Origin of the sequence: Chitinophaga sp. sic0106, from assembly GCF_019219075.1 — a bacterium.
Lineage (GTDB): Bacteria > Bacteroidota > Bacteroidia > Chitinophagales > Chitinophagaceae > Chitinophaga.
Genome location: NZ_JAHUWJ010000004.1, coordinates 188,416 through 215,397, shown reverse-complemented (window position 1 = coordinate 215,397; position 26,982 = coordinate 188,416). Strand labels below are relative to the sequence as shown.

At 48.1% G+C, this 26,982-nt stretch carries 24 protein-coding genes; 3 read left to right on the top strand and 21 right to left on the bottom strand.

All coding sequences use genetic code 11. The features are described from left to right. Positions 1-4: 4 nt before the first annotated feature. From KW844_RS08085 to KW844_RS08050, 8 genes are all read right to left on the bottom strand, one after another. Positions 5-3,169, bottom strand: a complete 3,165-nt coding sequence (locus tag KW844_RS08085) for a TonB-dependent receptor (RefSeq protein ID WP_218376207.1) — start codon at positions 3,167-3,169, stop codon at positions 5-7. A 637-nt stretch (positions 3,170-3,806) separates the two neighbouring features. Next, positions 3,807-4,931, bottom strand: a complete 1,125-nt coding sequence (locus KW844_RS08080; RefSeq protein WP_218376206.1) for an ABC transporter permease — start codon at positions 4,929-4,931, stop codon at positions 3,807-3,809. Beyond that, on the bottom strand, positions 4,928-6,034 hold the full coding sequence (locus tag KW844_RS08075) for an ABC transporter permease (protein ID WP_218376205.1): 1,107 nt from the start codon (positions 6,032-6,034) through the stop codon (positions 4,928-4,930). Before KW844_RS08075 ends, KW844_RS08080 begins: the two co-directional genes overlap by 4 nt. Before the next feature lie 7 nt (positions 6,035-6,041). After that, the gene (locus KW844_RS08070; RefSeq protein WP_218376204.1) at positions 6,042-6,785 is read right to left on the bottom strand and encodes an ABC transporter ATP-binding protein; all 744 of its coding nucleotides are present in this window, start codon (positions 6,783-6,785) and stop codon (positions 6,042-6,044) included. A gap of 1 nt (position 6,786) precedes the next feature. After that, the gene (locus KW844_RS08065; protein WP_218376203.1) at positions 6,787-7,713 is read right to left on the bottom strand and encodes an ABC transporter ATP-binding protein; all 927 of its coding nucleotides are present in this window, start codon (positions 7,711-7,713) and stop codon (positions 6,787-6,789) included. A 10-nt stretch (positions 7,714-7,723) separates the two neighbouring features. Continuing rightward, complete coding sequence (locus KW844_RS08060) at positions 7,724-8,665, bottom strand: HlyD family secretion protein (RefSeq protein ID WP_218376202.1); 942 nt, start codon at positions 8,663-8,665, stop codon at positions 7,724-7,726. An 11-nt stretch (positions 8,666-8,676) separates the two neighbouring features. Then, positions 8,677-9,957, bottom strand: a complete 1,281-nt coding sequence (locus tag KW844_RS08055; protein WP_255578289.1) for a TolC family protein — start codon at positions 9,955-9,957, stop codon at positions 8,677-8,679. A gap of 19 nt (positions 9,958-9,976) precedes the next feature. Then, positions 9,977-10,600, bottom strand: coding sequence for a TetR/AcrR family transcriptional regulator (locus tag KW844_RS08050; protein WP_218376201.1), 624 nt, complete (start codon positions 10,598-10,600; stop codon positions 9,977-9,979). A 557-nt stretch (positions 10,601-11,157) separates the two neighbouring features. Here KW844_RS08050 and KW844_RS08045 point away from each other — a divergent pair. After that, the gene (locus tag KW844_RS08045; protein ID WP_218376200.1) at positions 11,158-11,952 is read left to right on the top strand and encodes a hypothetical protein; all 795 of its coding nucleotides are present in this window, start codon (positions 11,158-11,160) and stop codon (positions 11,950-11,952) included. 103 nt (positions 11,953-12,055) lie between these two features. Here the strand turns inward: KW844_RS08045 and KW844_RS08040 are convergent, their stop codons facing one another. The 3 genes from KW844_RS08040 to KW844_RS08030 form a co-directional block, all read right to left on the bottom strand. After that, the gene (locus KW844_RS08040; RefSeq protein WP_218376199.1) at positions 12,056-12,544 is read right to left on the bottom strand and encodes a VOC family protein; all 489 of its coding nucleotides are present in this window, start codon (positions 12,542-12,544) and stop codon (positions 12,056-12,058) included. A gap of 149 nt (positions 12,545-12,693) precedes the next feature. Continuing rightward, positions 12,694-13,209, bottom strand: coding sequence for an RNA polymerase sigma factor (locus tag KW844_RS08035; RefSeq protein ID WP_218376198.1), 516 nt, complete (start codon positions 13,207-13,209; stop codon positions 12,694-12,696). A gap of 18 nt (positions 13,210-13,227) precedes the next feature. After that, positions 13,228-13,695 carry a Dps family protein gene (locus tag KW844_RS08030; RefSeq protein ID WP_218376197.1) on the bottom strand — a complete coding sequence of 156 codons (468 nt, stop codon included), beginning with the start codon at positions 13,693-13,695 and terminating at the stop codon, positions 13,228-13,230. Between the two features lie 146 nt (positions 13,696-13,841). Between KW844_RS08030 and KW844_RS08025 the strand changes: the two genes are divergently transcribed. Together KW844_RS08025 and KW844_RS08020 are read left to right on the top strand one after the other, a co-directional pair. Beyond that, positions 13,842-14,408, top strand: coding sequence for a TlpA disulfide reductase family protein (locus KW844_RS08025; RefSeq protein WP_218376196.1), 567 nt, complete (start codon positions 13,842-13,844; stop codon positions 14,406-14,408). A gap of 67 nt (positions 14,409-14,475) precedes the next feature. Further along, a complete protein-coding gene (locus KW844_RS08020; protein ID WP_218376195.1) occupies positions 14,476-15,447 on the top strand; it encodes an aldo/keto reductase in 972 nt (323 codons plus the stop codon). A 196-nt stretch (positions 15,448-15,643) separates the two neighbouring features. Here the strand turns inward: KW844_RS08020 and KW844_RS08015 are convergent, their stop codons facing one another. From KW844_RS08015 to KW844_RS07970, 10 genes are all read right to left on the bottom strand, one after another. Then, complete coding sequence (locus KW844_RS08015) at positions 15,644-17,155, bottom strand: aspartate aminotransferase family protein (protein WP_218376194.1); 1,512 nt, start codon at positions 17,153-17,155, stop codon at positions 15,644-15,646. 11 nt (positions 17,156-17,166) lie between these two features. Further along, the gene (locus KW844_RS08010; RefSeq protein ID WP_218376193.1) at positions 17,167-18,291 is read right to left on the bottom strand and encodes a TauD/TfdA family dioxygenase; all 1,125 of its coding nucleotides are present in this window, start codon (positions 18,289-18,291) and stop codon (positions 17,167-17,169) included. After that, positions 18,288-19,247 carry a sterol desaturase family protein gene (locus KW844_RS08005; RefSeq protein WP_218376192.1) on the bottom strand — a complete coding sequence of 320 codons (960 nt, stop codon included), beginning with the start codon at positions 19,245-19,247 and terminating at the stop codon, positions 18,288-18,290. Before KW844_RS08005 ends, KW844_RS08010 begins: the two co-directional genes overlap by 4 nt. A 25-nt stretch (positions 19,248-19,272) precedes the next feature. After that, complete coding sequence (locus KW844_RS08000) at positions 19,273-19,878, bottom strand: nitroreductase (RefSeq protein ID WP_218376191.1); 606 nt, start codon at positions 19,876-19,878, stop codon at positions 19,273-19,275. Further along, a complete protein-coding gene (locus tag KW844_RS07995) occupies positions 19,875-21,710 on the bottom strand; it encodes an IucA/IucC family siderophore biosynthesis protein (RefSeq protein ID WP_218376190.1) in 1,836 nt (611 codons plus the stop codon). Before KW844_RS07995 ends, KW844_RS08000 begins: the two co-directional genes overlap by 4 nt. Further along, positions 21,697-22,302: a GNAT family N-acetyltransferase gene (locus tag KW844_RS07990; protein WP_218376189.1), complete on the bottom strand. Its 606-nt coding sequence runs from the start codon at positions 22,300-22,302 to the stop codon at positions 21,697-21,699. Before KW844_RS07990 ends, KW844_RS07995 begins: the two co-directional genes overlap by 14 nt. Before the next feature lie 3 nt (positions 22,303-22,305). Next, positions 22,306-23,472 carry an MFS transporter gene (locus KW844_RS07985; protein ID WP_218376188.1) on the bottom strand — a complete coding sequence of 389 codons (1,167 nt, stop codon included), beginning with the start codon at positions 23,470-23,472 and terminating at the stop codon, positions 22,306-22,308. Position 23,473: 1 nt separating this feature from the next. Next, on the bottom strand, positions 23,474-24,787 hold the full coding sequence (locus KW844_RS07980; RefSeq protein WP_218376187.1) for a lysine N(6)-hydroxylase/L-ornithine N(5)-oxygenase family protein: 1,314 nt from the start codon (positions 24,785-24,787) through the stop codon (positions 23,474-23,476). Between the two features lie 263 nt (positions 24,788-25,050). Beyond that, positions 25,051-25,710 carry a response regulator transcription factor gene (locus KW844_RS07975; RefSeq protein ID WP_218376186.1) on the bottom strand — a complete coding sequence of 220 codons (660 nt, stop codon included), beginning with the start codon at positions 25,708-25,710 and terminating at the stop codon, positions 25,051-25,053. Positions 25,711-25,803: 93 nt separating this feature from the next. Beyond that, entirely contained in the window at positions 25,804-26,982 is a 1,179-nt protein-coding gene (locus KW844_RS07970; protein ID WP_218376185.1) for a PepSY domain-containing protein, read from the bottom strand.

Here is a 26,982-nt window from a genome sequence, read left to right as displayed (position 1 = left end):
TTTATTAGAATCCAACGTTCACACCTAAGGAGTAATTTTTAAGCAACGGATACGCAATGTTCCTGTTACCAGTCATTTCAGGGTCCAGACCACGGAACCTGGTAATAGTGGCAAGGTTTTCAGCAGAACCATAGATTCTTACGCTGTTGATCTTAGCCAGTTTAACCAGGCGGGAAGGAATGGAATAACCCAGCTGAATATTTTTCAGGCGCAGGTACGACATATTATCCAGCCAGAAGGTAGTTTCCTCGCGGTTTCCACCGATACCGCCCAGGCGTGGCCAGATACCGTTTGGATTGTCGGTACTCCATGGATTAGTCCAGTGATCCCAGGTGGTGGCGTAACGGGTAGCGCTGAAGTTCGTATTGTTATAGTTGTTGATCCAATAGTCTTTACGGCCGGCAGCACCTTGTAACAGGAAGCTGAAGTCGATACCATGCCAGCTAACGTTACCAGATAAGGCATAGTTAGTGGTAGGTCTGTCGCGTTGGTAGTTTTCCTGTGCTACTTTATCGTTACCGTCGATGATACCATCGCCGTTCACGTCGTTGCGGAGAATATCACCGGGAGAGGCACCTTGTGGAGTGGAATTGTATACATCCTGCCACGTTTTGGCAATGCCTTTATCCGTATAGGTATACACGAAGTGGTAAGGCATGTTGAGGAAGGTATAGCCACGACCGAGGTACTCGTTCCATTTTTCCAGGGTGGTACGGTTATAAGAGGCGTTGGCATTCAGCATGTAGGAGATGCCGTTAGACAGTTTGTCTGTCCAGGTCAGGTTCAGCTCTACCCCTTTGTTGCGCAGGTTACCGATGTTTTTGCGTGGTGCATCGTAAGCACCGGTGAGCAGCATTGACAAGTCGGAAGGCCTGTTCATACCGGAAGTAAGGCGGTTGTAGTAATCCAGTTCAGCATTCAGGCGGCTGTTGAAAAAGCCCAGGTCCAGACCGATGTTTAATACCGAAGTAGTTTCCCAGGTCAGATCCCTGTTTACCATTTTCTGGTTTACAAATCCTTTAACGATATCCTTATCCAGGAAGTAGGATGCCATAGCCAGGGTTTCCTGTTGCTCATAGCGTTTAACACCGCTATTGTTACCCAGTGTACCATATGAGGCACGGAGTTTACCGTTGCTCAGCCAGTTGGATACATATTGTTTAATAAAGTCTTCCTCGATGAATCTCCAACCCACGGCCGCAGACGGGAAGAAACCGTATTGGCTGCCTTTCAGGAATTTAGAAGAACCATCTGTACGGAAGTTCAGTTCCAGCAGGTATTTATCGTATGCGGTGTAGTTGATACGACCAATATAGGAACGCAGCCCTTCCGTGCTGGAGTTACCGCCAGTACCCTGAATACTGGTTAAGGCACCATCGATTTCGTGCAGGTCAGGATAGAGACGGTCGTTACGGCTCGCGTTCAGGTTGCGGTCGTACCAGTACTCCTCTGAATATACACCCAGAACGGTAAAGTCGTGGTTCTTATTAAATGCTTTGTGATACGTCAGGCTACCGTTGAGCTGTGTTTTATAACCGCTGCTGGTGTTGTTGGAAATACCTGCGTTAGCACCGTACCATACACGGCTTCCGTTCGTCATCGTCTGGAAGTTCCAGGAGGTGGTAGGAATTGGTGCCGAGTAGCTGAATTGGTTATAATAAGCCAGGGAGTAATCTACCTTAGCGGTCAGGCCTTTGATAGGCGACCAGTCGTAGTACACATTGGCGTTGAGTTGCTGGCGGTTCTGGTCATTTTTGTTCTGTGTGAACATCATGTATGGGTTGAACGCCTGCGGATCTTCGTTGAAGGCCATTACACCGCCGAATTTGCCGGTGATGGGATCATATGGCGTGATACCTGCGATAGCATATTGCAGGTCGAGGTTACCACCATCATCATCGGTGAAGCCATTTTCGAGGGCGTAGGTAAATTTCGTCCAAACACCGGCGAATTTCACCCCTACATTCATATTAGGGCGCAGTTTATAATCGAAGTTAAAACGTGCGTTATATCTTTTATAATCGTTGTTGATCTGTAGTCCTCGCTCATTTTGCACGCCCACGGACACGAAGAAGTTGGACAAGTCGTTACCGCCGGAAGCAGAGAGGTTGTAGTTTTCGTTCACCCCGTCGCGCATGATGATGTTCCACCAGTCTGTGTTAGGGTATGCCAGTGGATCGATCATGCCCAGTGCCATCCATTGGTCGATGGTACCATCACGGAAGGTGAGCAGGTCACGCATCGTGCTTACCCGCTGCTGCATTTGCGCCAGGGTAAGGGAGCGTGGGTAGTCGGCCATGAAATCATAGGATTTCGTAGGTTTTGCTACCCCGTAAAAGCCGTTGAAGTTGAATTGTGTTTTTTTGTTTCCCTTACCGGATTTGGTGGTCACGAGGATCACACCGTTGGCCGCACGGGAACCGTATACGGACGCCGAGGTTGCATCTTTCAAAACAGAGATGCTCTCGATATCGTTCATGTTGATGGTGTTGATGTCTACGTCCGGCATACCATCCACTACGATGAGCGGATTGGCGTTGTTTACCGTACCCAGACCACGGATGGTGAGGTTTGCACCGTTTTTACCGGCCATACCCATTGGCTGGCTTACTGCCAGACCAGGCACCATTCCACTCAGTGCAGAAGAGGCGTTGGACACTGCACGGCCTGCCATCTTTTCATCTACTTTAATTGCCGAAACGGCACCCACCATGTTTACTTTACGCTGGGTACCATAACCAACCACGACTACTTCTCCCAGTGCTTTCTGGTCGGTCACCATTTGCTGGTTGATTGTTTTCTGGTTGGTGTAAGCCACTTCTTTGGCGCTGAAGCCCATGGAAGTGAATACCAGTACAGGTGATTTAACGCTGTTAGGGAAACGCAGTGAATAAGCACCTTTAGCGTCAGTAACGGTACCGTGGGAAGTACCTTTTACAGCGATGGTAACACCGGGAACCGGCTGTCCCTTATCGTCTGTTACTGTACCTGTGATAACGTGTGATTGGGCTGGATCCTGCTGAAAAAATTCAGCTACAGCATTGCCGGATGCACCTGAGGCCGCATATGCAGGCGCGGTACAAATCATACCCGCTGCGGGTATCAGTGTCAGCATCATCCAGTGTAAACGTAGTTTACCCGATGAAGAACGTGGTAAATAGTGAATCATTAGGTATTAATTTTTGAGCAATAAAAGGCTGAATCGGGTTACAGTCCGAAACCTATGTAATTTGAATGCATGATAAAATAGCAATAGAAAGCCTCGCCGGTAACCGACATAAGTGGAATGGCACAGCAAACGTTTGCATGAAAAGTTAGTAACTAGACCTTAAGTCATGAGCCAATTAATTTCATACGTGGGAAAAATTTTGGTCTTTTCTCTTCAGTTGATTTGTTTATTGTATCAGGAAATAGCAGTACACGATCAAAAATATAAAAAACAATCGATTGAAATAAATAATCTTCCAACAAAATAGAAAAAATTATCCTGATTTTAGACAGATTCTAACAAAAAATATTCAGAATGTGAAAATTGTACAGAAAACCAGAGAAATAATATCAGTACAAACACAGGCATAGCGGATAATTTCGAAGCGTTGAAATATAGCATAGCAAACGTTTTCGTAAACCGGGGTTAACTTATCTTGAAAGGCAAGCCGTTCTCCGTTCCTCCCCTACCTGTTCAGCGGCAGCACGGTGCACGGAGTGTGCCTTTGCACGCGGAGAGCTCGCATTTGCAGCTCCTTCGCAAACGCCGTTGGGATGAGCGAAAAATCAACGGGTGTTCCACACCAGCAACTGCAGCATCAACTCGTCTTTTTGTAGTTAAATACCGCCCAGGCATTCAGCACCAACGCAAACGCCACCTCATACCAGAACTCCAGCTGTACATCCGCAAAGCCGCTCCCCTTCAGCATTACCATCCGTATCACCTTTACAAAATGTGTCACAGGGGTAAGCGCCGATATCGTGCGCGCCCAGCCGGGCATGCTTTCCGTGGCCGTAAACAACCCGCTCATCAGCATAAATATCATCATAAAAAAGAAGGCCAGAAACATCGCCTGCACCTGGTTGGCACTAAAAGTAGATATCAGCAAACCAAAGCCCAGCAAGGCTACCAGGTATACAGCCGCAAACAGGTACAATAACCATAACGGCCCTACGGAAGCAATGCCATACACCACATAGGCCACCAGCAATCCAATTGTAAATATGATCAGCCCCATCAGCCAGAACGGAATCAGCTTACCACTGATAAATTCCCATTTGCGTATAGGCGTTACGTTGATCTGCTCAATAGTGCCTATCTCCTTCTCCTTCACAATATTGAGCGCCGCCATAAAACCACCGATCAGTGTAAGCAGCAACACAAATATCCCCGGCACCATGTAGTATTTATACTGCTCCCTCGGATTGTACCAGGTATTATACATCACGTTGATCACCGGCATACGTGCCGCTACGGGATGTGCCGCCCGTACAAAATCAAGGTCCATACCCTGGCTAAAATCCGCGATTATACTGTTCAGATATGCGCCGCCAATAGAGGCCCTCGCGCCATTAATGGCGTCAATGGACAACGACACCTGCTGCCGTCCTTCCCGCACCAGATTACGCTCAAAATTCGCCGGAATCTCCAACACCACGTCGGCATCATTGCGCTCCACATAATGCAGCGCCTCCTGATATGAACTAACGGCACCGGTTATACGGAAATAGCCACTCGCCCCCAGCTTGCTCAGCATGCGCTGGGTAAGGGTGCTATGATCATGATCTACCACCACCACTTTAATGTCTTTCACCTCAAAATTGGCCGCCAGCGGCAGTATGATCAGCTGAATAGTAGGCATGGCAAAGATCATCACGAGAATAATCCGGTCCCGTAATATCTGCCTGAACTCCTTCTGCAACAAAAACCCGAGTTTCTTCATTCCAGTCTGGTTTTAAATTTCAGTAATGCGAGCGACAATAACCCCACCGTCATCCCTGCCAGCACCAGGGTTTCCCGCCAAACAGCACTAAAGCCCAGCCCCTTCAGCATCACCGCTTTTACAATCAGGTAATACCACCTCGACGGAACCACATTTGAAATCACCTGTAATACCAATGGCATGTTCTCCAGTGGATACATAAATCCTGTGAGCAGCAACGTAGGCAACATCATACCCATCATGGAAATGAGCATGGCCGCCTGTTGCGAAGAAGCGATATTGCTGATCAGCAAGCCCACCGACAAACAGGTAATGATGAATAAAGTACTCTCCGCAAACAATAACAGCAGGCTGCCTTTCACCTCAATATCCAGGAAGCCTACAGACAATATCAAAATAAAAGTGAAGTTCACCAGCGATAACACCAGGTACGGAATCGCTTTCGCAATCAGCACCATCATCGGATGAAAAGGCGATACCAGCAGGATTTCCATCGTGCCCAGTTCCTTCTCCCTCACCACTGATACGGAGGTAAGCGTGGCACATACGATCATAAAAATCAGCGCTATCACCCCAGGAATGAAATTAAGTGAACCGTTGTCTTCCGGGTTGTACAACATCCGCAATTCAGGGATGATACCTATCGGCGCTCCTCCTCCACCCGCCAGATCCTGCTGGTAGTTAAGCATGATCATCGATAAATAATTCACCAGCGTTTTTGCAGTATTGGGATCGGAACCATCGGCAATAATCTGCACGCTGGCTTTGCCGTCATGACGCAGGTCGTCGCCAAACCGGGGCGGAAATATCAATACGCATTTGATAGTGCCCTTCTTAAAAGCGGCGTCTATAGCGGGTCCTGCCAGTTGCTCTTCGTGTACAATAAAGTAGGATGATGATTTTATCTTACTGATAATTTTGGCTGTATTGGCATCTTTGGCCTGATCGCTGATCACGATATCGGCATTTTTCACCTCGCTGGTAAGGGCATAGCCAAACAGCAGGATCTGCGCCACCGGCAAACCAAACATAATCAGCAACGTGCGCCGGTCGCGGAACACGTGGTAAAACTCTTTACGGATAAATACCAGTAACTGTTTCATAAGTTAATCAGTCTGATGAACGTTTGGCCGATCTGGCCAGCTGATAAAATACTTCTTCCATGTTTGCTGCCTGGAACCGTTGTTTCAGGGCCTGCGGAGCATCCAGCGCTTCAATTTTACCATCTACCATGATCGTTACCCTGTTGCAATATTCTGCTTCATCCATATAGTGGGTGGTTACAAATACCGTGATACCACTGGCAGCGGCTTCGTATATCATATCCCAGAACTGCCGGCGGGTAACAGGGTCCACCCCGCCCGTAGGCTCATCCAGGAACACTATCTGCGGCCGGTGAAAAATGGCCACTGAAAATGCCAGCTTCTGCTTCCAGCCTAACGGCAACGACCCAACGAGTTTTTTAGCTTCTTTTTCCAGACCCAGTGTTTGGATCAACTCCCCACTCCGCTCCTTTATCACCGCCCTGCTCAGCCCATACACACCTCCGTAAAATTCAATATTTTCAACGATGGTCAGGTTTTCATACAAAGAAAACTTCTGACTCATATAACCGATATTTCTTTTGATCTGGTCCTGCTGCCGGTACACATCAAATCCCGCTACGGTAGCCGTTCCGCTGGTTGGGTACGAGAGGCCGCACAGTATACGCATGGCCGTGGTTTTACCGGCGCCATTGGCCCCAAGGAACCCAAAAATCTCTCCCTTAGTTACCTCAAACGTTATTTTGTTTACAGCGTAAAAATCGCCGAAACGCTTGGTCAGTTCGTTGCATACAATCACCTGCTCTGCCATATTATTGCGATTTTTGATTCATCAAACGGATAAAAGTATCTTCAATGCCCGGCGATATCTCCTTTACCGCAATACCGGTATGCCCTTTCTGTTGTGCAAACGCCTCCAGCTCCGTTACCGCATGACCGCTGTCCTCCTTCAACGTGAGGTGCAGGTACTCGCCAAATGCAAAGCAGCTTTCCACGGAAGCATTATCACGCATGTCTTTCAGCAGGCCGTAAATATTGGCCGACTTAGCAGCGTATAGTCGTACGGGATAGCTATGTATAATATTATCCGGCGTATCAATTTGCATAATACTCCCCGCCTGGATCAGTGCAATCCTTTCGCATAAACCTGCTTCATCCATGTAAGGGGTGGACACGAGAATGGTGATGCCCATGCTTTTGAGTCGCGCCAGTATGTCCCAGAACTCCCTGCGCGACACCACATCCACCCCGGTGGTTGGCTCATCGAGGAACAGCACCTCCGGCTTATGTATCAGCGCACAACACAATGCCAGCTTCTGTTTCATACCGCCGGAAAGTTTGCCTGCCCGGCGGTCGCTGAAAGGCTTCAGCTGCTCATAAATATCGCGGATGATATCATAGTTCTCTTCGATGGTAGTATCAAAGAGGGTCGCAAAAAAAGTCAGGTTTTCGTGTACGGTCAGGTCCTGGTACAGGGAGAATTTACCTGGCATATAACCCAGTATTTTCCGTATCTGCCGGTAATCTTTCACTACATGCAGGCCTTGCACCGAAGCTGTACCTTTATCTGCCAGCAACAAGGTGGTGAGTATACGGAAGATGCTGGTTTTGCCGGCGCCGTCAGGGCCTATCAGGCCAAACAGCTCTCCCCGTTTCACCGTCAGGGAAACATGATCTACCGCCAGAATTTTTCCATCGGCATATGTTTTCGTGATACCATCCAGCACTACTGCATCCATAATCATTGATTTATTGTTGTGACCAGAGCGCCTCGCCGTACATACCTATTTTCAGGACCCCATCATTGGGTACTTTTATTTTAATCGCATACACCAGGTTGGCCCTTTCATTTTTCGTCTGAATCGTTTTCGGGGTAAACTCTGATTTAGCGGCTATCCAGGTGATGGTGCCGGTATATGATTTATATTCTTTTTTGCCCTGGTCAATGCGCACCTGCACCTGCTGACCGATTTTGATCTGCGGCAGCTGCGTACCATCGGCGTATGCCCTGAGATAAAGCGTATCGGTGTTGGCAATCTTATACAGTGGTTTGCCCACTGTGGCCAGCTCCCCCTGTAAGGCATAGCGGGTGAGCACTACACCGGTGATAGGGTTGATGATCAGTCCTTTGCGTATCTGTTCATTGTATTGTGCGGCAGCCATCTGCAGCGGCGCTTTTTCGCTGAGCACGGACCTGTTTTGCACACCAGTCGTATAGTCGTCCAGGTTAATCTGCTGCCGGGTAGCGGCAATCTGTTTACGCATCTGGTCCACCTGGCTGTTCATATCATCGAGCTGCTTACGGGTGGCGGCATCTTCTTTTACCAGGTTTTCGGTACGTTGCTGTTCGCGTATCAGCTGCGCCAGTTGAGCTTCCTGCACTGCCAGCTGCTTTTTTACCAGCTGGTTCTTTTCGGCGGGACTACTCGTCTTTTCCTGCAATGCTGCTATACTCGCTTCTACCTGTGCTTTCTGCAGGGAAGGAATTTTTACATCTATCTGTCCTACGGTATCGCCTGCACGAAGTGCACTTCCTTCAGGAACCTGAAAGGACAGCAGTTCTCCGTTTTGCTGGGCGGATACAATTACTTCATCTGCTTCAAAATTGCCGGAGGCATCTGCTTGCCTGGTTTTATTAGTACAGGCAGATAGCAGGGCCAGTACAGCAGCAATACAAAGTATCTGTTTCATGTATACTATTATTAATTACCGGAAGTAAATTTATATTGATAAGTAGCTTGCAGCAGTTGCAGTTTGTGGAGGATGAGCAGTTGCCTGGCCTGGTTTTCCGCATTGAGCTGACCGATATAGTCATGTACCGTGATCACACCGTTTTCCAGCTGCGCTTTGGCGGATTGCTTCACTGAAGTCCGGAAGCCAATAGCTTCCTCGTCTTCCGCAATCATTTCATGGAATTTTTTCACTTCTGTGCGCTGCTGCGTCAGGTTCATATTGGTATTGAACAGGAAAGTTTCCTCCTCCACGCTGATGGACTTACGGTTATTTTCTATGATACGCCGGTTATTTTTGAGGCTGTATAGGCTACCAAAATTCCAGTTCATTCTAAGCCCGGTAAAATACCAGGGACCAAAGGCATTATCCAGGATATTAAGTGTAGGTCTGCCATAGCCGCCCTGAAAAAATGCATTGAACCTGGGAAGGTGGTCGGACTTCAGCTGTTGTTCCTGTGCGTCTGCTACGCTGCGGCGATAAGCGTACCAAGCGAGCTCCGGACGATTTATGTTACCTAATACCGACTGCTCTTCTGGCATCAACAGCTTAATGGTATCGGCTAACTGCCGTCCGATAAAGAGTCCGAGCATTTGCGTATACGCACTACGGTTAGCCACAAACGTTATTTCCTGCGTTTTAGCGGCGGACCGTTCTGCCTTTAATTCATCCACATTGCTTCGATAGGCTGTACCATTCCGGTAAGCTGCACTAACTTTTCCAATTGCGTTGTCCAGATCCGACAGTCTGAGGTCATTCTGCCGGAGTTGCTCATTCATCAGGAGAATTGAAAAATATAACTGGTTGATTCGTTCACGGATAGCATAGAGGTTGACAGCAACGCCCTGCCGCTCTGCCTCTGCATTGGCTTTAATAGCTTCCTTTTGGAAACGGGAATTATTGCCATCAAAAATAGTCTGCTGTACTTCGGCGGTCAACTTATACTGATCCTTTGCCAGGCTTGGTATGGTTACACCAAAACCAGGTGGGAACTCAATAGGAAAGGCAACCACATCAGACTGATAGGTAGCCGAACCTGCTACAGTCAGCTGGGGTAGATACACTTTTCCTGCGTTCGACAGGGAGTAGTTTCGACTTGCAGCTATAAGCTCATATCGTTTGATTAACGGATAATTCTGTTCTGCCAGGGTATGACATTGTTCCAATGTAAGCATGGGGTCTTGCGCCGCAGCCATTACAGCAGGGAATGTCATTAATAACACCAGCTTAAGGGAGGTTAGCTTATGCGTCATATATCCAGGAATAAAGATGTTACATCATTAACTTAATCCATCCGGGGATGTGCGTCTTACGTTCTTCCATCATGGCCCTGAACATTTTCATGTCCACTGCTCCTGTTTTAAGCAACAGGTGCCGGGCTACAAATGGCAGGCTGAGCATACTCACCAGGTTCATGACCAGGTGCAGGGGCGCTATTTTCAATTTTCCTTTACCGTGTAACTCCATTAATTGTTTAACGAAATAGGAAGTAAGGAAAACATTATTCTCTACCAGTTCTTTTGTGATGTCGTTGGAGCTGTTGGCCACGCCGTTCATGACGAACAGGGGCAGGTCGGGGTGCTCCAGCAGCATGTCTATCCACCTCACACATAGCAGGTCAATTTTTTCCTGCGGGGTGGTTTGCGGTTCATCCAGTAAATATTTGATGCTGTACAACAACTGCCGGATGGCATCTTTCATGACCAGGTCGTACAACTTTTCCTTGCTGCGGAAGTAATAGTTGACAAGGGAGAAGTTGAGATCCGCTTCCGCGGCAATGTCCCTCACCGTTGTGGCGGCGTAGCCGTTGCGGGTAAATACCACTCTGGCTGCGCTGAGGATCTTCTCTTCTGCGGAGGCATCCGGATCTTTTTTCTTCCTGGTTGCTTTTGCCATGTCTTTACTATTTTACTACATAAAAGTAGATGCGTTTTTTCAATTAAACAAATGTATTAAACAATTGTTCAAAAAATAGTTTTGAGAAACTTTTGAATATGGTGTGTGTTAAGGGCAGCCTACGGGATTCCTGATGCAGAAGGATTTCCGTCTTCCCGGATTATAACTTTTATTATTTGGATCTATTGCCCATTGTTACACTATCTATGGCAGGTACAGTAATTTTTTTATTACTTAGGGAGATATCAGGGATTCTATTTAAAAAGTCCCAGTCATACATTTGGTTGACTCAGGCAATTATATTTACTTGACGATGTCCATTTCATGCAATATCAACCACATAAGATGCAAAAGCGATAATGCCGCAGTTTCATTTTTGAAATATTATTAAAAAGCAACCAAAACTTATCCATTTTCGTAATTATCGATAAACTGATGGTAAAATCGCAACTAATAGTACTAAAGTGCTAATTTCTTTATCCTGTTTTCGTTATTTTCGTTTCAATAATTTTTACCGGCTAACCCCAAATTAGTCGCAGTTATTTCAATACACCGACATGCGCTACCTGTTATTTATCCTATTATTCGCCACAACGGTATCTGCACAGCAACGTATCACAGAAGCTGAAACTTCGTTTGCTACCCTTGCCAAGGATTCTGGCATGAAGCGGGCCTTCCTGCGTTACCTGGACAGTACGGCTGTTACCTTCCAGAATGGGATGATCCAAAATGGCCGCCAGCAGGTCTGGAAACAACCGGATACAGATGTGCAGCTGATCTGGAAACCAGTTTACTATTACACGGCATTGAGCGGCAATACCGGCTTCACAACCGGCCCTTATGAACTACGTGCACCGGGGAGCGACTCCGCCGCCGACCGTGGGCAATTCAGCAGCATCTGGGCAAAGGATGCCTATGGTAACTGGAAAGTAGTATTGGACATCGGCGTATCTACACCCCGCTCCAAGGTGGATACTATCAGCAATACCAAAGTTGCGAAGGTGAGTTCCTTACCTTCCGGCATCGGGGATATCCGGGAAGTAGAAGCCAGGTTCCTGAAATCCTATCAGACTGCCGGCAACCTGGCCTTTAGTGAATACATTGATGGGGCCACCTGGTTTAACCTGGAAGGGTATCCACCGTTGCACGACAGTACCAGCATCATGCAGGCCATCAGCCAGGTACATGGCAGAATTATGTTTAAACCGGTAGCCGGCGGCCTCTCTGAGGACCGGGACCTGGGTTACGTGTATGGCTACACGCTGGAGGGCAGTAAAAGAAATAATTATATGCGCGTATGGAACCATACGCAATCCGGCTGGAAAATACTGTTGCAGATCATTCAGTGGTAAATGGAGCGAGTTGGGAAAGTATGCACTTCCTACATGGTGGTCGTAATACCAGGCGTCCAGTGAGGAAATTACAGCAGTTTATGCCTTAGAATAGTCCCACGCATTACACCCCTGCGCCTACCCCATTATACGCATCTGTAAGTGCCTGGATGTCCAGCTTCCCCATTCCCATCATGGCCTGCATAACCCTGCCGGCTTTTGCGGGATCTTTATCTCCCATATACTGACCTAACTGTACGGGAATGATTTGCCAGGATATGCCGTACTTATCAGTAAGCCAACCGCAGCGACTTTCCTGACCACCATCGGCGGTAAGTTTTTCCCACAGCTCATCTACTTCTGCCTGGGTAAAGCAGTTAACAAACAATGAGATGGCGGGTGTAAAATTGAATTGCGGGCCTCCATTTAAAGCGTAGAACGTTTGACTTTCTAATTCGAAGATGGTGGAGAACACAGGCCCCTGCTGTCCCGGCTCCTGGCCCGGCATGCGGCTAACATTGACAATCTTTGAATTTTTGAAGATGCCGGTGTAAAAGTTGGTCGCTTCTTCAGCCTGACCGTTAAACCACAAAAATGGGATGATCTTTTGCATAATAATCAGTTTTTATACTGGTACAAACGTACTTACTCTTACGCAAATCATCAGGGGGTCAAAGCGACATTTTACAGGGGTATCCCGACAATCCAACCGGCCGGCAAAAACCTGGTACTTTTGCCTGGCCCGGCGTCGGTTGTCGTCACTTATGCATGCGCTTCTGCCCATGCGGGCACATTATTTCTGAGCATTCGCTTGGCCATATGGATACGGCTTTTGATGGTACCCATCGGCTCTTTCATCATATCTGCAATTTCCTGGTATTTATAGCCCTGACTATATAGCTGAAAAGTTATTTTGAACTTACCTGGCAGGCCATCCATGCCTTCCTGCAGTTCTTTGAGGGTGAGCGCCATTTCGGTGCTGTTATTGTGCAGGTTGCGGTCGGCCGCATGTGCTACCTCATGCTTGCTGTAGCTTTCAAATTTGTCGTGCAGTTGCTTTCTCCGGTAATTATTCAGAAAGATATTCCGCATGATCACCAGCAGCCACGCTTCCATGCTGGTGCCGGGTGCGAATTTATCCTTGTTCATCAATGCCCGGCAAAGGGTTTCCTGGCAAAGGTCCTGAGCGGCATCTCTGTTACGAGTAAGCTTGATCGCAAAGGGCATGAGCTCCGCCACCACCAGTGGTAACTGGCATTCGAATTCCTGGCTAAACATAATGTTGAAATTTTGAAGTTAACTAAGATAAGCACGGATCATCCAGGCCCATTTTTCATGTACTTTCAGCACGTTTGTCAGAAAGTCCACGGTACCCGGATCATTGAATCCTTCCGTAGTAATAATCCTTTGCTTGATTTCCCTTACCAATGTTTCATGATCATTCAGCAGGTTGGTCCATTGCTGTACGCGTTCACTGGTGCTCTCACCTTCCAGCAGACTAGTTAGCTTCAGATAATCTTCCATACGCCCCATCGCAAAGTGGCCTACTTTACGGATACGCTCCGCCGTATCATCAATTACTTCTGCCAGCTCATTATACTGCTCTTCATAAAATTTGTGCAGCTCAATCATGTTTGTACCGGTAACATTCCAGTGATAGTTTCTTACCTTATGATACAATACCTGCTCGTCTGCCAGCAAACCGTTCAATAATAATCCAACTGCCTGGGAGTTTGCTTCGCTTAAACCTATGTTCGCTTTCATGTTAAAAAATTTTCCGTTTCCGATGATGTAAAATTCATCATTCATCGTTACTTGCCCAATGGACAGATAATGGATTCTGATGTACATAATGATCCTGATAGTATTTTGTACTTTTGGGACGAAAAATTGAAGTGTAAGTGATGTTTATGAAAAAGAAATGGTTCGAAAGGAGCACGATCCTGAATGCCCTATTGCTGATTTTTGTGATACTAATGCTGGTAAGTCCTGGCACTAAATCCTATGTGATCAGAGGCCTCATGAAAGCAGGTTTATTCCAGCCTGCTGTACCCTCCGCTCCTGTTACGAAAGCACCGTCCATGTCTTTTAAAGACAGTCAGGAAACCACTGTGGAAACAGAGCAATTGAAGGGTAAGGTGATCATCCTGAACTTCTGGGCAACCTGGTGTCCACCATGCCGGGCGGAGCTTCCTTCTCTCCAGGCCCTATATGAAAAATATAAAAATGAGGTCGTGTTCCTTGCAGTAGACGCTGACAGGAAACTCTCCGTATCAAAAAAATTCATGGAAAGCCAGGGCTATAGCCTGCCTGTATTCAAGACCACCAGCGGTATTCCTGCCACCGTTTACGATGGCACTTTACCAACAACCGTTGTGATCGACAAACAAGGCAACATCCGCGCCCGCTACACCGGTGCAAAGGATTACAGCAACCGGAAATTTGAAAACTTCCTTAAATCCCTGCTGGCAGAATAACTAAAAAAATAACTGCAAACATTTATATTTAAGCCTTGTAAATTTTCAACTAAAAAAATAGCTTACAATGGAATACAGGGTATTTGGAAGAACCGGCTGGAACGTGAGTGAAATAGGCTACGGCATGTGGGGAATGGCAGGCTGGACGGGCTCAGAAGAGGCGGAAGTAAATGCAGCACTGGACCAGGCAATTGAACTGGGCTGCAACTTCTTTGATACTGCCTGGGGATACGGCGAAGGCCTGAGCGAAGAGATACTGAACAAAACCATGAAACGTCATGCAGGAAAACGACTCTACGCCGCCACTAAAATACCACCGAAAAACAGGAAATGGCCATCCAAACCTGAATACTCCCTCCAGGATGTATTTCCGGCTGATTACATCGTTGAATACACGGAGAAAAGTCTGAAAAATCTTGGTGTAGATTGCATCGACCTGCAGCAATTCCACGTATGGGAGGACCACTGGGCCAACCAGGACGAATGGAAAGAAGCTATTACCAAACTACAGCAACAAGGTAAAGTGAAACACTGGGGCATCAGCGTAAACCGCTGGGAGCCGGATAACTGCCTGGAAACATTAAAAACTGATCTGATCGATTCGGTACAGGTGATCTATAATATTTTTGACCAGGCGCCGGAAGACAACCTGTTGCCGCTCTGCCGCGCAAAAAATATCGCGGTGATTGCCAGGGTGCCTTTTGATGAAGGTACACTCACCGGCACTTTCACGAAAGAAACTACGTTTCCGGCAGGCGACTGGCGCGCCAGCTATTTCGTACCAGAGAATCTGAACAGCAGCGTAGAACATGCTGACGCACTGAGGCCACTGATTCCGCAAGGCATGACGATGCCTGAAATGGCGCTGCGCTTCATCCTCAGCAATCCGGATATCAGCACCACTATTCCGGGCATGCGTAAAATCAGGAATGTGAATGCCAACATGGGCGCCAGCGATGGTAAAGGCCTGTCACCAGCGCTGCTGGCGGAACTGAAAAAACACCGCTGGGACAGAACGCCAACCGGCTGGTCACAATAATCATATATACAAATATACTACTACAATTTCACGAGCCACTATTTATAGGGGGATGTGAAGTGGAAAGGCCGGATGTTAACGCTATATTATTTCAGCGGGTATTTTTCCGTGTTTCACCGGATGCCTTCGGCACCCTATGAAACACGGAAAGAGGCACGGGCTTACGCCCATACCTCTTTTCTGCATGACCTATTATTTAGCCTATCAGCTCAAATCCACGCGTCTTAATCGCTTCAAGTATGTCGCGTGTATGCGCCACCGTAGTCAACGGATTCAGGATGGTAAATTTCAGATAGAACTCCCCTTTTACCTTTGTGCTGGCAACCTGTATAGTACCATCAAAAAACAAGGATTTTTTTATGGAGAGATTCAGTGCCGACAAATCAGCAATGCCGCGGGCTGGTGCAAAGCGGAATACGAGCACTCCCAGGTCGGAATCAGACAAAAGTTCAAAATCTTCTTCCTGCTGCAATAGTGCGGCCGTAGCGGCTGTGGTTTCGATCATCATATCGGTATAAATCCCCAGTTGCTCTTTTCCCATCAAACGCAGCGTACACCATAGTTTGAGCGCATCAAAGCGGCGGGTACTCTGGGTAATGGATTTATTGATTTGAGCCGGCAGCTCCTCATAATCCTGTTCGGCAGGATTGAGGTAGTCCGCATGGTGTTGTACAATTTTGAGCGTATCCTTTTCTTTTACGAGGAAGGCGCTGCTGCTGATAGGCTGGAAAAAGGATTTATGATAGTCCACCGTTACCGAGTCTGCCAGCTCAATGCCATTGAGTCTGTGGCGGTACTTGCTGCTCAGCAGCAGTCCACAGCCATAGGCAGCATCTACGTGCATCCATAACTGATAGTAGGTGGCCAGCGCGGCGATTTCTCTCAGCGGATCGATGTTGCCGAAATCAGTGGTACCAGCGGTGGCTACGATGGCGATAGGAATATTTCCGGCGGCCAGTTCCGTTTCGATGGCCTGCCGCAGTGCGGCGGTGTCCATACGAAAACGCTGATCCGTTTTTACTTTGATGACCGCCTGCTCACCAAGCCCCATAAGGGAAGCATTCTTCTGGTTGCTGAAATGGGCAGTATCCGCCACAAAAATGCGGTAGCGCTGTGCGTTCGGCGGTAATCCATCTTTCTTGATATTTACACCGTCTGTCCGCAGCGCGAAGTGATCACGTGCCAGCAGCAACCCCATCAGGTTACTCTGCGATCCTCCACCGGTGAAGATTCCATCTCCCAGATTACCAAATCCCAGTTGCTCACAGGTCCAGTCCACCATGCGGCGCTCTATGAAAGTGCCGCCGGCGCTTTGGTCGTAGGTATCCTGGGAGGAGTTGACAGCACTGATAATTACCTCCGCTGCCAGCGCAGGAATGACTACAGGACAGTTGAGGTGCGCAATGTATTGCGGCAAATGAAATGCGGTAGCATGCTGGATATACAGATCATGCACTTCTGCAATGAGTTCCTCGTAATTCTGCAGTGGCGCCTCCAGGTTCACCGCCGCCACAGCGGCTTTCATGGTGGCTGGCTTTACGCCGGAAAAGGGCTGGGTATTATTTTCCAGGAAATGCAGCACCGCTTCACGGGCTTGTTCTATGGCTTGCTTATATTCGCCGGCGCTGCCTTCGTAAAAAATATCATTGAGCAGCGCATGCCGCGATGTAGTACGTTCGGATGTTATAGCGAGTGATTCAGTAATCATATTTTAAGTATTTATTGGTCCTGGAATACGCTACCATAGTGCTCTTCCATGATAAAGAAAGGATCATTGGTGCGGGTAACATTACGGATATCGATCAAACTTGTTTTACTCATCATGCGCAGCATCATTCTGCGTTCGCAAGGTACCATGGTGCCGTTTTCATTGCGGAACCCCGCCATAAAAGCATTACGGCCATGGGCGCAGAGATGATTGTTCACGAATATCAGATCGCCGGCCTGGGGGATAAAATCGTTATAGATATGCGTTTTCGCCACCTTCCAGAATTCCTCCAGGTGGTGCAGCGCTTCGGCGGTTTGATTGGCGTCAGTATTATAAATCTGTTCAGCGGCATCAAACCGGATAAACGGATAGGTATCGTTGCCATATAAAACGGCGGTCGATACTTCTTCTCCGAAAGCGGTATCCTGGCTGTAATTCGCATCCTTAGGGCACTTATACAAGGACCGGAACAAAGGGGTCATAGTGTCGTCAGTGGCCCCATGCGAGCGGATGGAATATAAAGTAGAGGGCACCTGCTCCTCGTTGCGTACGAATAAAAAACTGAGGAAGTCCGCCTGGTTAAAGAGGAATGCATCTTCTGTATGTACAAACAAATCCGTGCGGGAGCCGCTGCCTGTTTGTGTGTAGTTCATACTTTCATCCGGGATGATGGGATGCAGCAGACCGCCGCCCTTTCGCTGGGCATAATACTGTACCGGCTTGCTGGGCACGGCACCGTGCATCAGGCTACTGATGAAGCCAAACGCTTGCAGCTTTCCGGGGTCCATTTCCTTCCAGCTGGCAGGCGTTTTGCCCAGCTCTTCCTGGTCTACCTGCATCAGGCCACGAAACACAATGGCGCCATACTGCCCGGCCGAAAAATCAGTACCAAAGGCACTGAGTATGCGGGTAATGCGTTCTGGTAATAACTGGTACGCATTGAGGTGTAAGGTTGCCAGAAAAGCAGGATTCTCGTAGCTGCCGTATTCTCGTATCAGCTTCTGCCCGATGTAGTGAATGGCGGTAGATTCACGGGCCGTGATATCCACTATCAATGGGGCTGCCGGAGGAACGTTGCTGGTTTGTTGCCAGTCCTCCGCGGGTATATCCTTGGTAGTTACGGTTAAATTTTTCATGTTGAAGGGTTTAAATGGGTAACTGGTTTACGGGTGTGCCTTGCTTTCAACTGTTGCCATCCTTCCTCCCGGTATTCGGCGGCCATTTTACCACCATTGTAGTGATTCCAGCCAGGAGGCATCAAAATATACCGGAGCTTATTTTTCCAGCCTGGGGCGGTGCGAACGTCCTGCCAGAGGTCTTTCCAGAGGCCTACCTGCACCTGCCACAGGTTTTTGCTGTTGATATGATTATTGAGTAGTCCATATTCGGGCCTCACCTCGTTGACCTCCGTCTGGAAGGTGCCGAAGATCCGGTCCCAGATGGAGAATGTTTCACCGTAGTTACGATCCAGGTAGATCAGGTTTTTAGCGTGGTGTACCCGGTGAACGGAAGGTGTCACGAAAAAAACTTCGAGCCACCGCTGTTTCCCTACGATCTCGTCGAAGTGATCATTTACATGTTCATAAAGGCCATATAATCTCGCGATAGCCTCTACTATAAACAACATAAAAGGATCAAAACCCAGTAATGGCAAGCCTATGATGGTGAGCGGTATATGCAGGATGCCCAGGAAGGAACCACGCACCGCCACCGTCAGCTTCATTTCTTCCGCTGTGTGGTGTACGCCGTGTATGCACCAGAAAAAGCGTACTTTATGTCCGAGGTAATGAATGAGCCAGAACATGAAATCGTATACGAAATAAGCCAGTATCCAGATATACCAGGCGTAACCCAGGGTACACAAGCGGTATTCGTATAGCCACATCATGGTGCCGAAAATCAGGATCTTTCCCAGGAAAATGCCCGGTAGGCTGTCGAGCACATAGGAGAAGATGTTGACCCATCCTTCGCGGTTGCTCTCCATCTTACGGGTAAGCACCAGTATCACCCACTCCAACACCACCAATCCCAGTACAACGTAGCCAAATACACTATGCATTTTTCCCAGTATTAAAGGCAATGCGGTATCCATACATTTATATTTTGAGGTAATAAAATCAATAGAGCCAGGTCACTTTTTTATCAATGGGCGTACGCCGTTTCGGGCTACTGTATGTAGCTTTGTCGTAGTAGCCCATATAAAAAAATCCCAGGCATTGTTCGTTTGATTCCAGGCCAAACCTGGCAGCGTATTCCACGCAGGCATCGCAGCTATCCCAGTAAGCACCTATATCGTAGGCTTCGCAGGTGAGCGCCATATTTTGCACGGCGCAGCATACGGCTGCCAGCTCCTCCCATTCCTTGATATCAATTTTATCATTACGGCGCATGATGAGCACGACCATGCACGCAGCTCTTTCCGGATATGCTTTCGCACGCTCATACCGTTCCCTGGTAAACACCGTTTCGTTTAACCGTTCACGGTAGTATTCTGCCAGGAATTCACCAAAGGGTTTTCGCTGGTTCCCCTGCAATACGATAAAGCGCCAGGGCTGCGTCATCTTGTAGGTAGGTGCCCAGGTGGCGTTGGTAAGCACTTCGCGGATGATGGCTTCCGGAATGGGTTCGTTCGTATAGTCGTCCGCGTATACGCTCCTGCGGTTGCGGATGATGTCCGTCAGCAGCTGCTGACGGACATCCCGCCTGGTTTCCGTTGCTATCATATACTTGCTGCGTTGGTTAGTTCAGCAGTAGCTTTGGTGGCACGTTTAAATGGCGCAATCGGATTGCGCAGCGTTCCCGCCAGTTGCAGGCTGCCTGCGGGATCGGCCAGATCTACCATCTGGCGATTGTTGCGCAACTGCAGTCTGTTGAGGCAGGATAAAATAAACTCCGGCGCAAACATATCGTACTGCTCAAACTTATGCTGGTGCTGCGGTTGCTCTGCCTGATAATCATACACGCAATCAGCTACCAGCTGCCAGAAGGTATCTTCCGGGAAGTTGCATTGTGTATCGAGAATAGGTGCCAGGAAACGGAAGAAGCAATCGAAAATATCCGTCAGAATGCTGAGGATACGTAACTCCTCGGGCACCTCCACGCATATACGCCTTCCCTTTTCTGCAATATCGGTGCGCATGCGGAACACGCCGATTTCCTCTGTAATATCTTTCATGATAGCCTTCACGGGCACCTGGTTTTCCATGACCAGGATGAGGTTTTCACCATGTGGCATAAATACCAGATCGTGCTCGTAGAAGCAATGCAGCAGTGGCGTCAGATAGGCACGCAGGTACTTGCTCACCCAGGTGGCAGTATCAATGCCGGAGGCTTTGATCACTGCCGGCAGCAAGGCATTGCCATAAAAATCCTTATGCAGCAGCGCGGCCATGGTCATCAGCTGCTGACCAGGTTGCAGTACCCTGGCAGGGCTCTCCCGCCATAGGCCCGCCAGCATCTTGTTATAAGCCACCTGCTTGCCGAACGGCTCATAGTAAAAGTTGCGGTAGCCCACGGTGGCAACTTCACAAAGCAGCGTAAATCCATTTTTAAGGATGTAAGGGTCCTTGCCTACGGCTTCACGAATCCATTCGGTGATAGGTGGTGTACTATCCATGTAATAAGGGGTCAGGCCTCTTACAAAGCCCATGTTGAGTATGGACAGCGCTGTTTTGGTATAATGCTTTTCGGGATTCGTCAGGTTATAGAAGGTACGGATTGACTGCTGCGCATTGAATTCATCCGGACTATATCCCAGGCAAACCAGGTGATGGTTGGCCAGATCCGGCGCACAGATGATGGCCAGTTTATTATACCACTGCCACGGATGTACAGGAATAAAGAAATAGTCATCCGGCTGCAACCCTTTATCAGTAAGAATTTTATTAAACTGCGCTATTACCTCCTCTCCCAGTTCCTGTGCAATCAGCGTGGCATAAGGAAGTTCACCAACGGCGCTGTAAGCGGTGCGACTCCTATGCCCCGCCAGCCATATCAGGCGGATGGGCTGGTCGGCCTCCGGGGCATATTTTTCATAGTCGTTGGCATCAAAGCCAATACGGCCGTTGTTAGCCACAAAGCAGGGATGGCCACTGGTCATCGCATGTTCCAGCGTTTGGTAGTCCGCCTTGGCCAGTTCCGCCACCGGCAGTTGCGGTCTGCTCATCATAAAGGCGCTACCATATAAGGTGCTGGTTATTTCTTCGAGGTAGCTGGGGAGTTGCTCTTCGCTAATATTGAGTAAACCCTTAAACTCCTGGATAAACAGGATACTGTCCAGTGGCTGTGGTTGTTCATTGGTATGTTTGGAGATACTGTTGGTATCGATGTGCCAGTGTTGCAGGCTCATAACACGTGCGTTAAAATAATACACAGTAGCGGTGGCATCAGGAGCGCTGAGACGGTATTGGCTCCATCCGTTGTGGTCACTGATCCATTCTGGTTGCAGCAGCAACTCGTGGGAAAACTCACTGATAATTTTAGCGATGTGTAGTCTGTTGGCAGATGCCCATATTTCCGGTTGCAGATGCGCGACCAGTTGTTCAGGTGCTTTCATAGCATGTTAGTTTTTTCTTTGTTAATTGAAATTGTGTTCTTGTGCAGATGGCCAGGGCTGCGGTTTTGTGCGGCAGCTGCACTTCTTTCTCATATACAAAACCTGCGCGCCTGTTGAGCCGGTGGATTTTTTCATTTCTGACATCCGGCTCTACAATCACCCGTTGGTGAGTGGGATTCTGAAACAGGAAATCCATTACAGCACTGAATATCCACCAGGTAAAACCAGGTATTTTTTTGTCCGCGGGGGCAATGAGTATGTGCATACCTACATCTCCCGTTGCCACCTCATAATGGCTGCCAATGAGATCGTAGGCCGGATCATATACTTCGCAGAGAAAACTGGTGATGCCGTTTACCTTCCCAATGAAAGCCATGGCATGATCACTACTGATGATATTACTATATTCCAGTGCCACCGCAGTGAGCAACTTTTCCGTCATGCCCCAGTAGGAAGCATAGGGTTGCGTTACCCAACTGTAAACCGCGGTGATATCCTTTTGCAGGTCCATGGGCCACAGCTCAATAGTCCCAAGGGGGTGGCTGGTTTCCTGGTATACCGGCATTGCATGTAGGGGAGACATTACCTGCATAGATCAATATTGTGGAATGGTTTGAATACGGGTGCGCGCCAGCATATAGTACAGCAGTACTACACCGAGATACCCTGCGAAAGCCACTACAAACGGGATGTTGAGCGGCAGGTATTCCGCAAGTACACCGGCAGAAAAAGAAGCGGCCAGCACACCCAGGTTCTGGAAGAAATGAATTTTACTATACTCAATGGCATACGATGCCGGATCGCTGATATGAAACAGCAGGGCATCAAACCGGACAGCACATTGAAAAAATGCCCAGCCGTACAGGCATCTGCCTGCGATAATAGTAATCACCGTGGGATATGCCTGCAACATTAACCCGCACAAGGCCAGTAGCAATGCCGGCAAAATCCCATGCCATGGCGTATTGTAGGGCCTGCGTGTTTTATTCATGTACAGCGCCAATACGGCTACCGCTGCGGGAATGGCGTAGATGGTACCGGATAAAATACGGCTATCCGAAGATGCCACCGATTCCCAGTACCGCACAAAAAATGGGCGGATGAGGAAGTCGGCATAATAAAACAGCAGCGTGATCACGCTTAGCTTCAGCACCATACCGCCGGGTATCAGGTCGTACCAGCTATGTGGTGTAGTTGCCGGTGCTGGCGTTTCCTGACGGCCTGCCATCAGTAAATACAGGCTGAGGCCTGCCTGAAAGAAATCGCCGGCGGCCATGCCCAGGTAGATGTACTGCGGCTGAAGCCAGTCGATCACCATCCCGCCGAAAATAGCGCCCAGCACACCCCCCAGGTGAATAATGACCGAAAGGATGCTGATGATTCCAACATGTTTTTCTGCCGGTGTAATGCGCAAAATGTAGGGGTATACCAACAGGTAGGAACCTTTAAACACAATGACCACCAACGACACCAGCCAAAAAATCGGATAGGAAGTAATGAATGCACAGCTGGCAGCCAGCATCCCTGCGAGCACCTGCGTGATTACGAGAATACGCAGTTCGGGGATACGCCTGGAAACCATGGCCCATATGGGAAAAGCGACCATCACGGTTGCGCATACAGCGCTGAAATAGATACCGGTAATGCGCGGATCGGTAACACCAAAGCGGGCAGCAAAAAAGATCGGGTAAAACGGGTGCATCATGTAATCACTCACCACGGCCACGAGTGTCATGGCAATCAAAAATACTCTTACCGGCATGTTACAGGGTGTGCGCTTTAGGTAAAACAATCTCCTCTCCCGCGTCAACAGCGAATTGCTGGAAGGCTATTCTTTGCTCAATAGGGTATACTTCCCTGCCCAGCATCTCCCGGATGATCCAGGCATTGCGATAACAACCCATGCCCAGGTCTGGTGTAACAAAACCATGCGTATGCAGCTCTGCATTTTGCACGAAAATTTCGTTGGCATTTTTATCGACCGTATAATTTCTGTTGACAATAAAACGGTTTTTATCATCGGTGAGGAAGCGGTCGGCAACAGGTTCCAGGAAATCAGGAATGCGGTGCGTATAACCCGTGGCCAGCACCAGGCCTGCCGTTTCGTGGGAATAATATTTCTCCTGCTCCTCCTGGAAGAAGGTGAGGCGGAAATTTTCGGTGGCAGCATCGTAGGCTACCTGTTGCAGATCAGCATTGGTACGCAGACTGACCTTTACATCCGCTACGAGTTTTTTAGCATAGATAGTATCGAAAATAGCCGCAATTAGGTCGTTGTTAATGCCTTTGTACAGGTGCTTCTGGTGATGCAGCAGATGATCCCGTTTTTCCTGGGTGAGGTTATAGAAGTAGTCTACATATTCGGGAGATGTCATTTCCAGCGTCAGCTTGCTGTACTCGAGGGGGTAAAACCTGGGAGAACGGGTAATCCAATGCAGCGCATATCCGTACGTATCGATATCCTGGAGGAGATCGTAGTAAATTTCGGCGGCGCTCTGTCCGCTGCCCACGATAGTGATACTGCGGCCGGATTGCAGGCGGTGCTTATGTTGCAGGTAGTTGGCACTGTGGATGGCGGTATCCATATGTGCTTTACAGTTAGCCGGCACATAAGGTACCGTACCGGTACCGAGTACCAGTCGTTTGGCTTTGACCTGCCGGTTATTGCTGCATTCCAGCACGTATAACTGCTGATCGGCATCGTAATTAATTTGCTTTACTGCCGTATTGAAATGAATATTATCCAGTTTGTTGATCGCCCAGCGACAGTACTGATTATATTCATTGCGTAGCATCTTAAAATTTTCCCGGATATAAAACGAGTAAATACGTCCTTCTTCTTTCAGGTAATTGAGAAAGCTGAATGGGCTGGTAGGATCCGCCAGGGTCACGTGATCGGCAAGAAACGGCACTTGCAGCGTGGTATCCTGCAGGAGCATTCCCGGGTGCCAGTTAAAGTCGGGTCGTTTGTCGATAAAGATGCCTTGCAGGTCGTTTAAAGGATGGGTCAGACAAGCCAATCCGAGGTTAAAAGGGCCAACACCAACCGCAGCAAAATCATAGATCATTTTGTTCATAGAATTTTTAATTATTATGATAGCAGGTTTAAAAATACGTGTTGGCGTAACCGTAGGAAATCGCAGGGAGGTGGTATAATGGTGGTAGGGAGATGGTAGCGAAATTACCACACAGGTGGTATTAAATGCTGTAGAGCCGCAATGCTTGCGGCTATTCGCTGAGACGGGCGCTGCCCGTCTCTACAGGGTGGGAAACAAAATGCATTGGGGCAACCGTTGGTGAATCGGTTGCCCCAATGCATGCAAACACACAGGTGTGCTTTTTAGTTTTCTACTCTTACAATTCCTGACTCCAGCGCATAGTTGCAGAGTTCCACCGCAGAATGAAGATGTAGTTTCTTCATTATATTCCTTCTGTGCGTGTGGACGGTATGCTGGCTTAAATGCATTTCGCTGGCAATTTCTTTGTTCGACTTACCGCGTACTATATGTCGGATGATCTCAGTTTCCCTTGCCGATAAGCCTTCCGGCGGGATTTGCGGGATGAAGGGTGCTCTTTTTCTGTCAGACAGCAGTACATCCACTGCAAAGCTGCAAAAGAATTTCTCTCCATGGATGGCACAATGGATGGCTTCATGAATATCTTTTTTCCTGCACTCTTTGGTAAGATAGCAGCAGACATTGCAATCCAGTAATTTCAATACGTCCACTTTTCTCTTCTGTCCGGAGATAATGATCACCTTACATTCCGGGATGACAGACAAGGTGCTGAATATTTCATCAGCATCAAAGAATGTGGGATCATAGTCCAGGATTAATATATCCGGGTGAAAGGCCAGCAGCGCAGGCCGCAGCTCTGCGCTGTTGCCTGCCTCTTCAATCTGGTAGTTATTTTGATGATCCGCTAACAAACTTTTGATTCCTTCTCTGAAAACAGGTTGAGCATCCGCCAGTATAATACGGGTCATATCTGTACTGTTCATTGTGCTGATAACACTTTATATGACCTGTTTTTAAAAAGGAAGATTAATATGGTTTATGGTTATAAATAAAATTTTCAGGGTTTAAGAAAAAGATTACGCTCGCTTACGCGCTTGAATGGTATTGATTTTAGACGATGTTTGCTTTTTGTTTCTCCTGCCCCACCAGATATAAATGCCTGTCACCGGCAAAGAAGCGGCAATGAGGGAAGCCAGGAAAGCCAGTATCTTACCGGGAATACCCAGCACTGCACCCACGTGAATATCATAGTTCATTGCGTTGATGCGCTCTCCGTTATTCATGGTGGCAAAAGTGGTTTTGGTGAGCATGGCAGCGGCGTGCTGGTCATACTGCATCCGGGTGGCTTTGTACAATGGCTTGTTATCGTTGCGGGCGAAAACGTGCACCGGCAGTTTGGTATCTTTAGGAATACCGATAAAAAAGGTAGTTCCTGTTGGTGCCTGCTTCACCGCATCATGGAGGATTTTATCGAGAGAATAGGCGTCAGCAATGGTCGTATCCGACATCACCGGCGGCGGTGCTGCAATCGTTTTACCCCCATTGGCGATCCACTGCACCCCATTGCTTACCCATTGGTAACTGATCACCAGCCCCGTGATGGCTATGATCAGGAGTACCAGCATCGCATAAAAACCCAGGATGTTATGCAGGTCATAATTTTTACGTTTCCACCTGGTAGTATCTTTCCATTTGAATCGCAGCCGCTGTTTAGCTGCAGCTTTATTATTGGGCCACCAGAGGACGATGCCGGAAATCAACAGCACCACAAATATGATCACCGACCAGTTTACAATCGTGGTACCTATATTAGGTCCCAGCAATAAACTGATGTGCAGGTTAACAATGGTATTGAAAAACTCCCATTTACTATTTTCTATTTTGAGGATCTTACCGTTATAAGGGTTTACATAAATACGGTAAAAATATTCCATGTAGGTGGCGTAGCTCAGGCCTTCCGGGTTTACTTTGAGGGTACGGAAAGACACACTCCTGTTAGCTCCCAGGGGAATTTCTGCAAGTTGCAGTTTATACTCCTCCCCCATGGCCTGCTGTGCTTTTTCACGTATAACGCTCATGGGTAAACGTTGCGCATCAGCCGGCACTTCTACATACATGCGGTCGTGGTAAAATACTGGTTTCAGCTCATCAATGAAGGCATAAATGCATCCGGTAATGCCCAGTATAAAAACAACCAGCCCGGACAAAAGTCCGAGCCAGCTGTGTATCTTGAGGATAGTCTTCTTTAAGGGCAT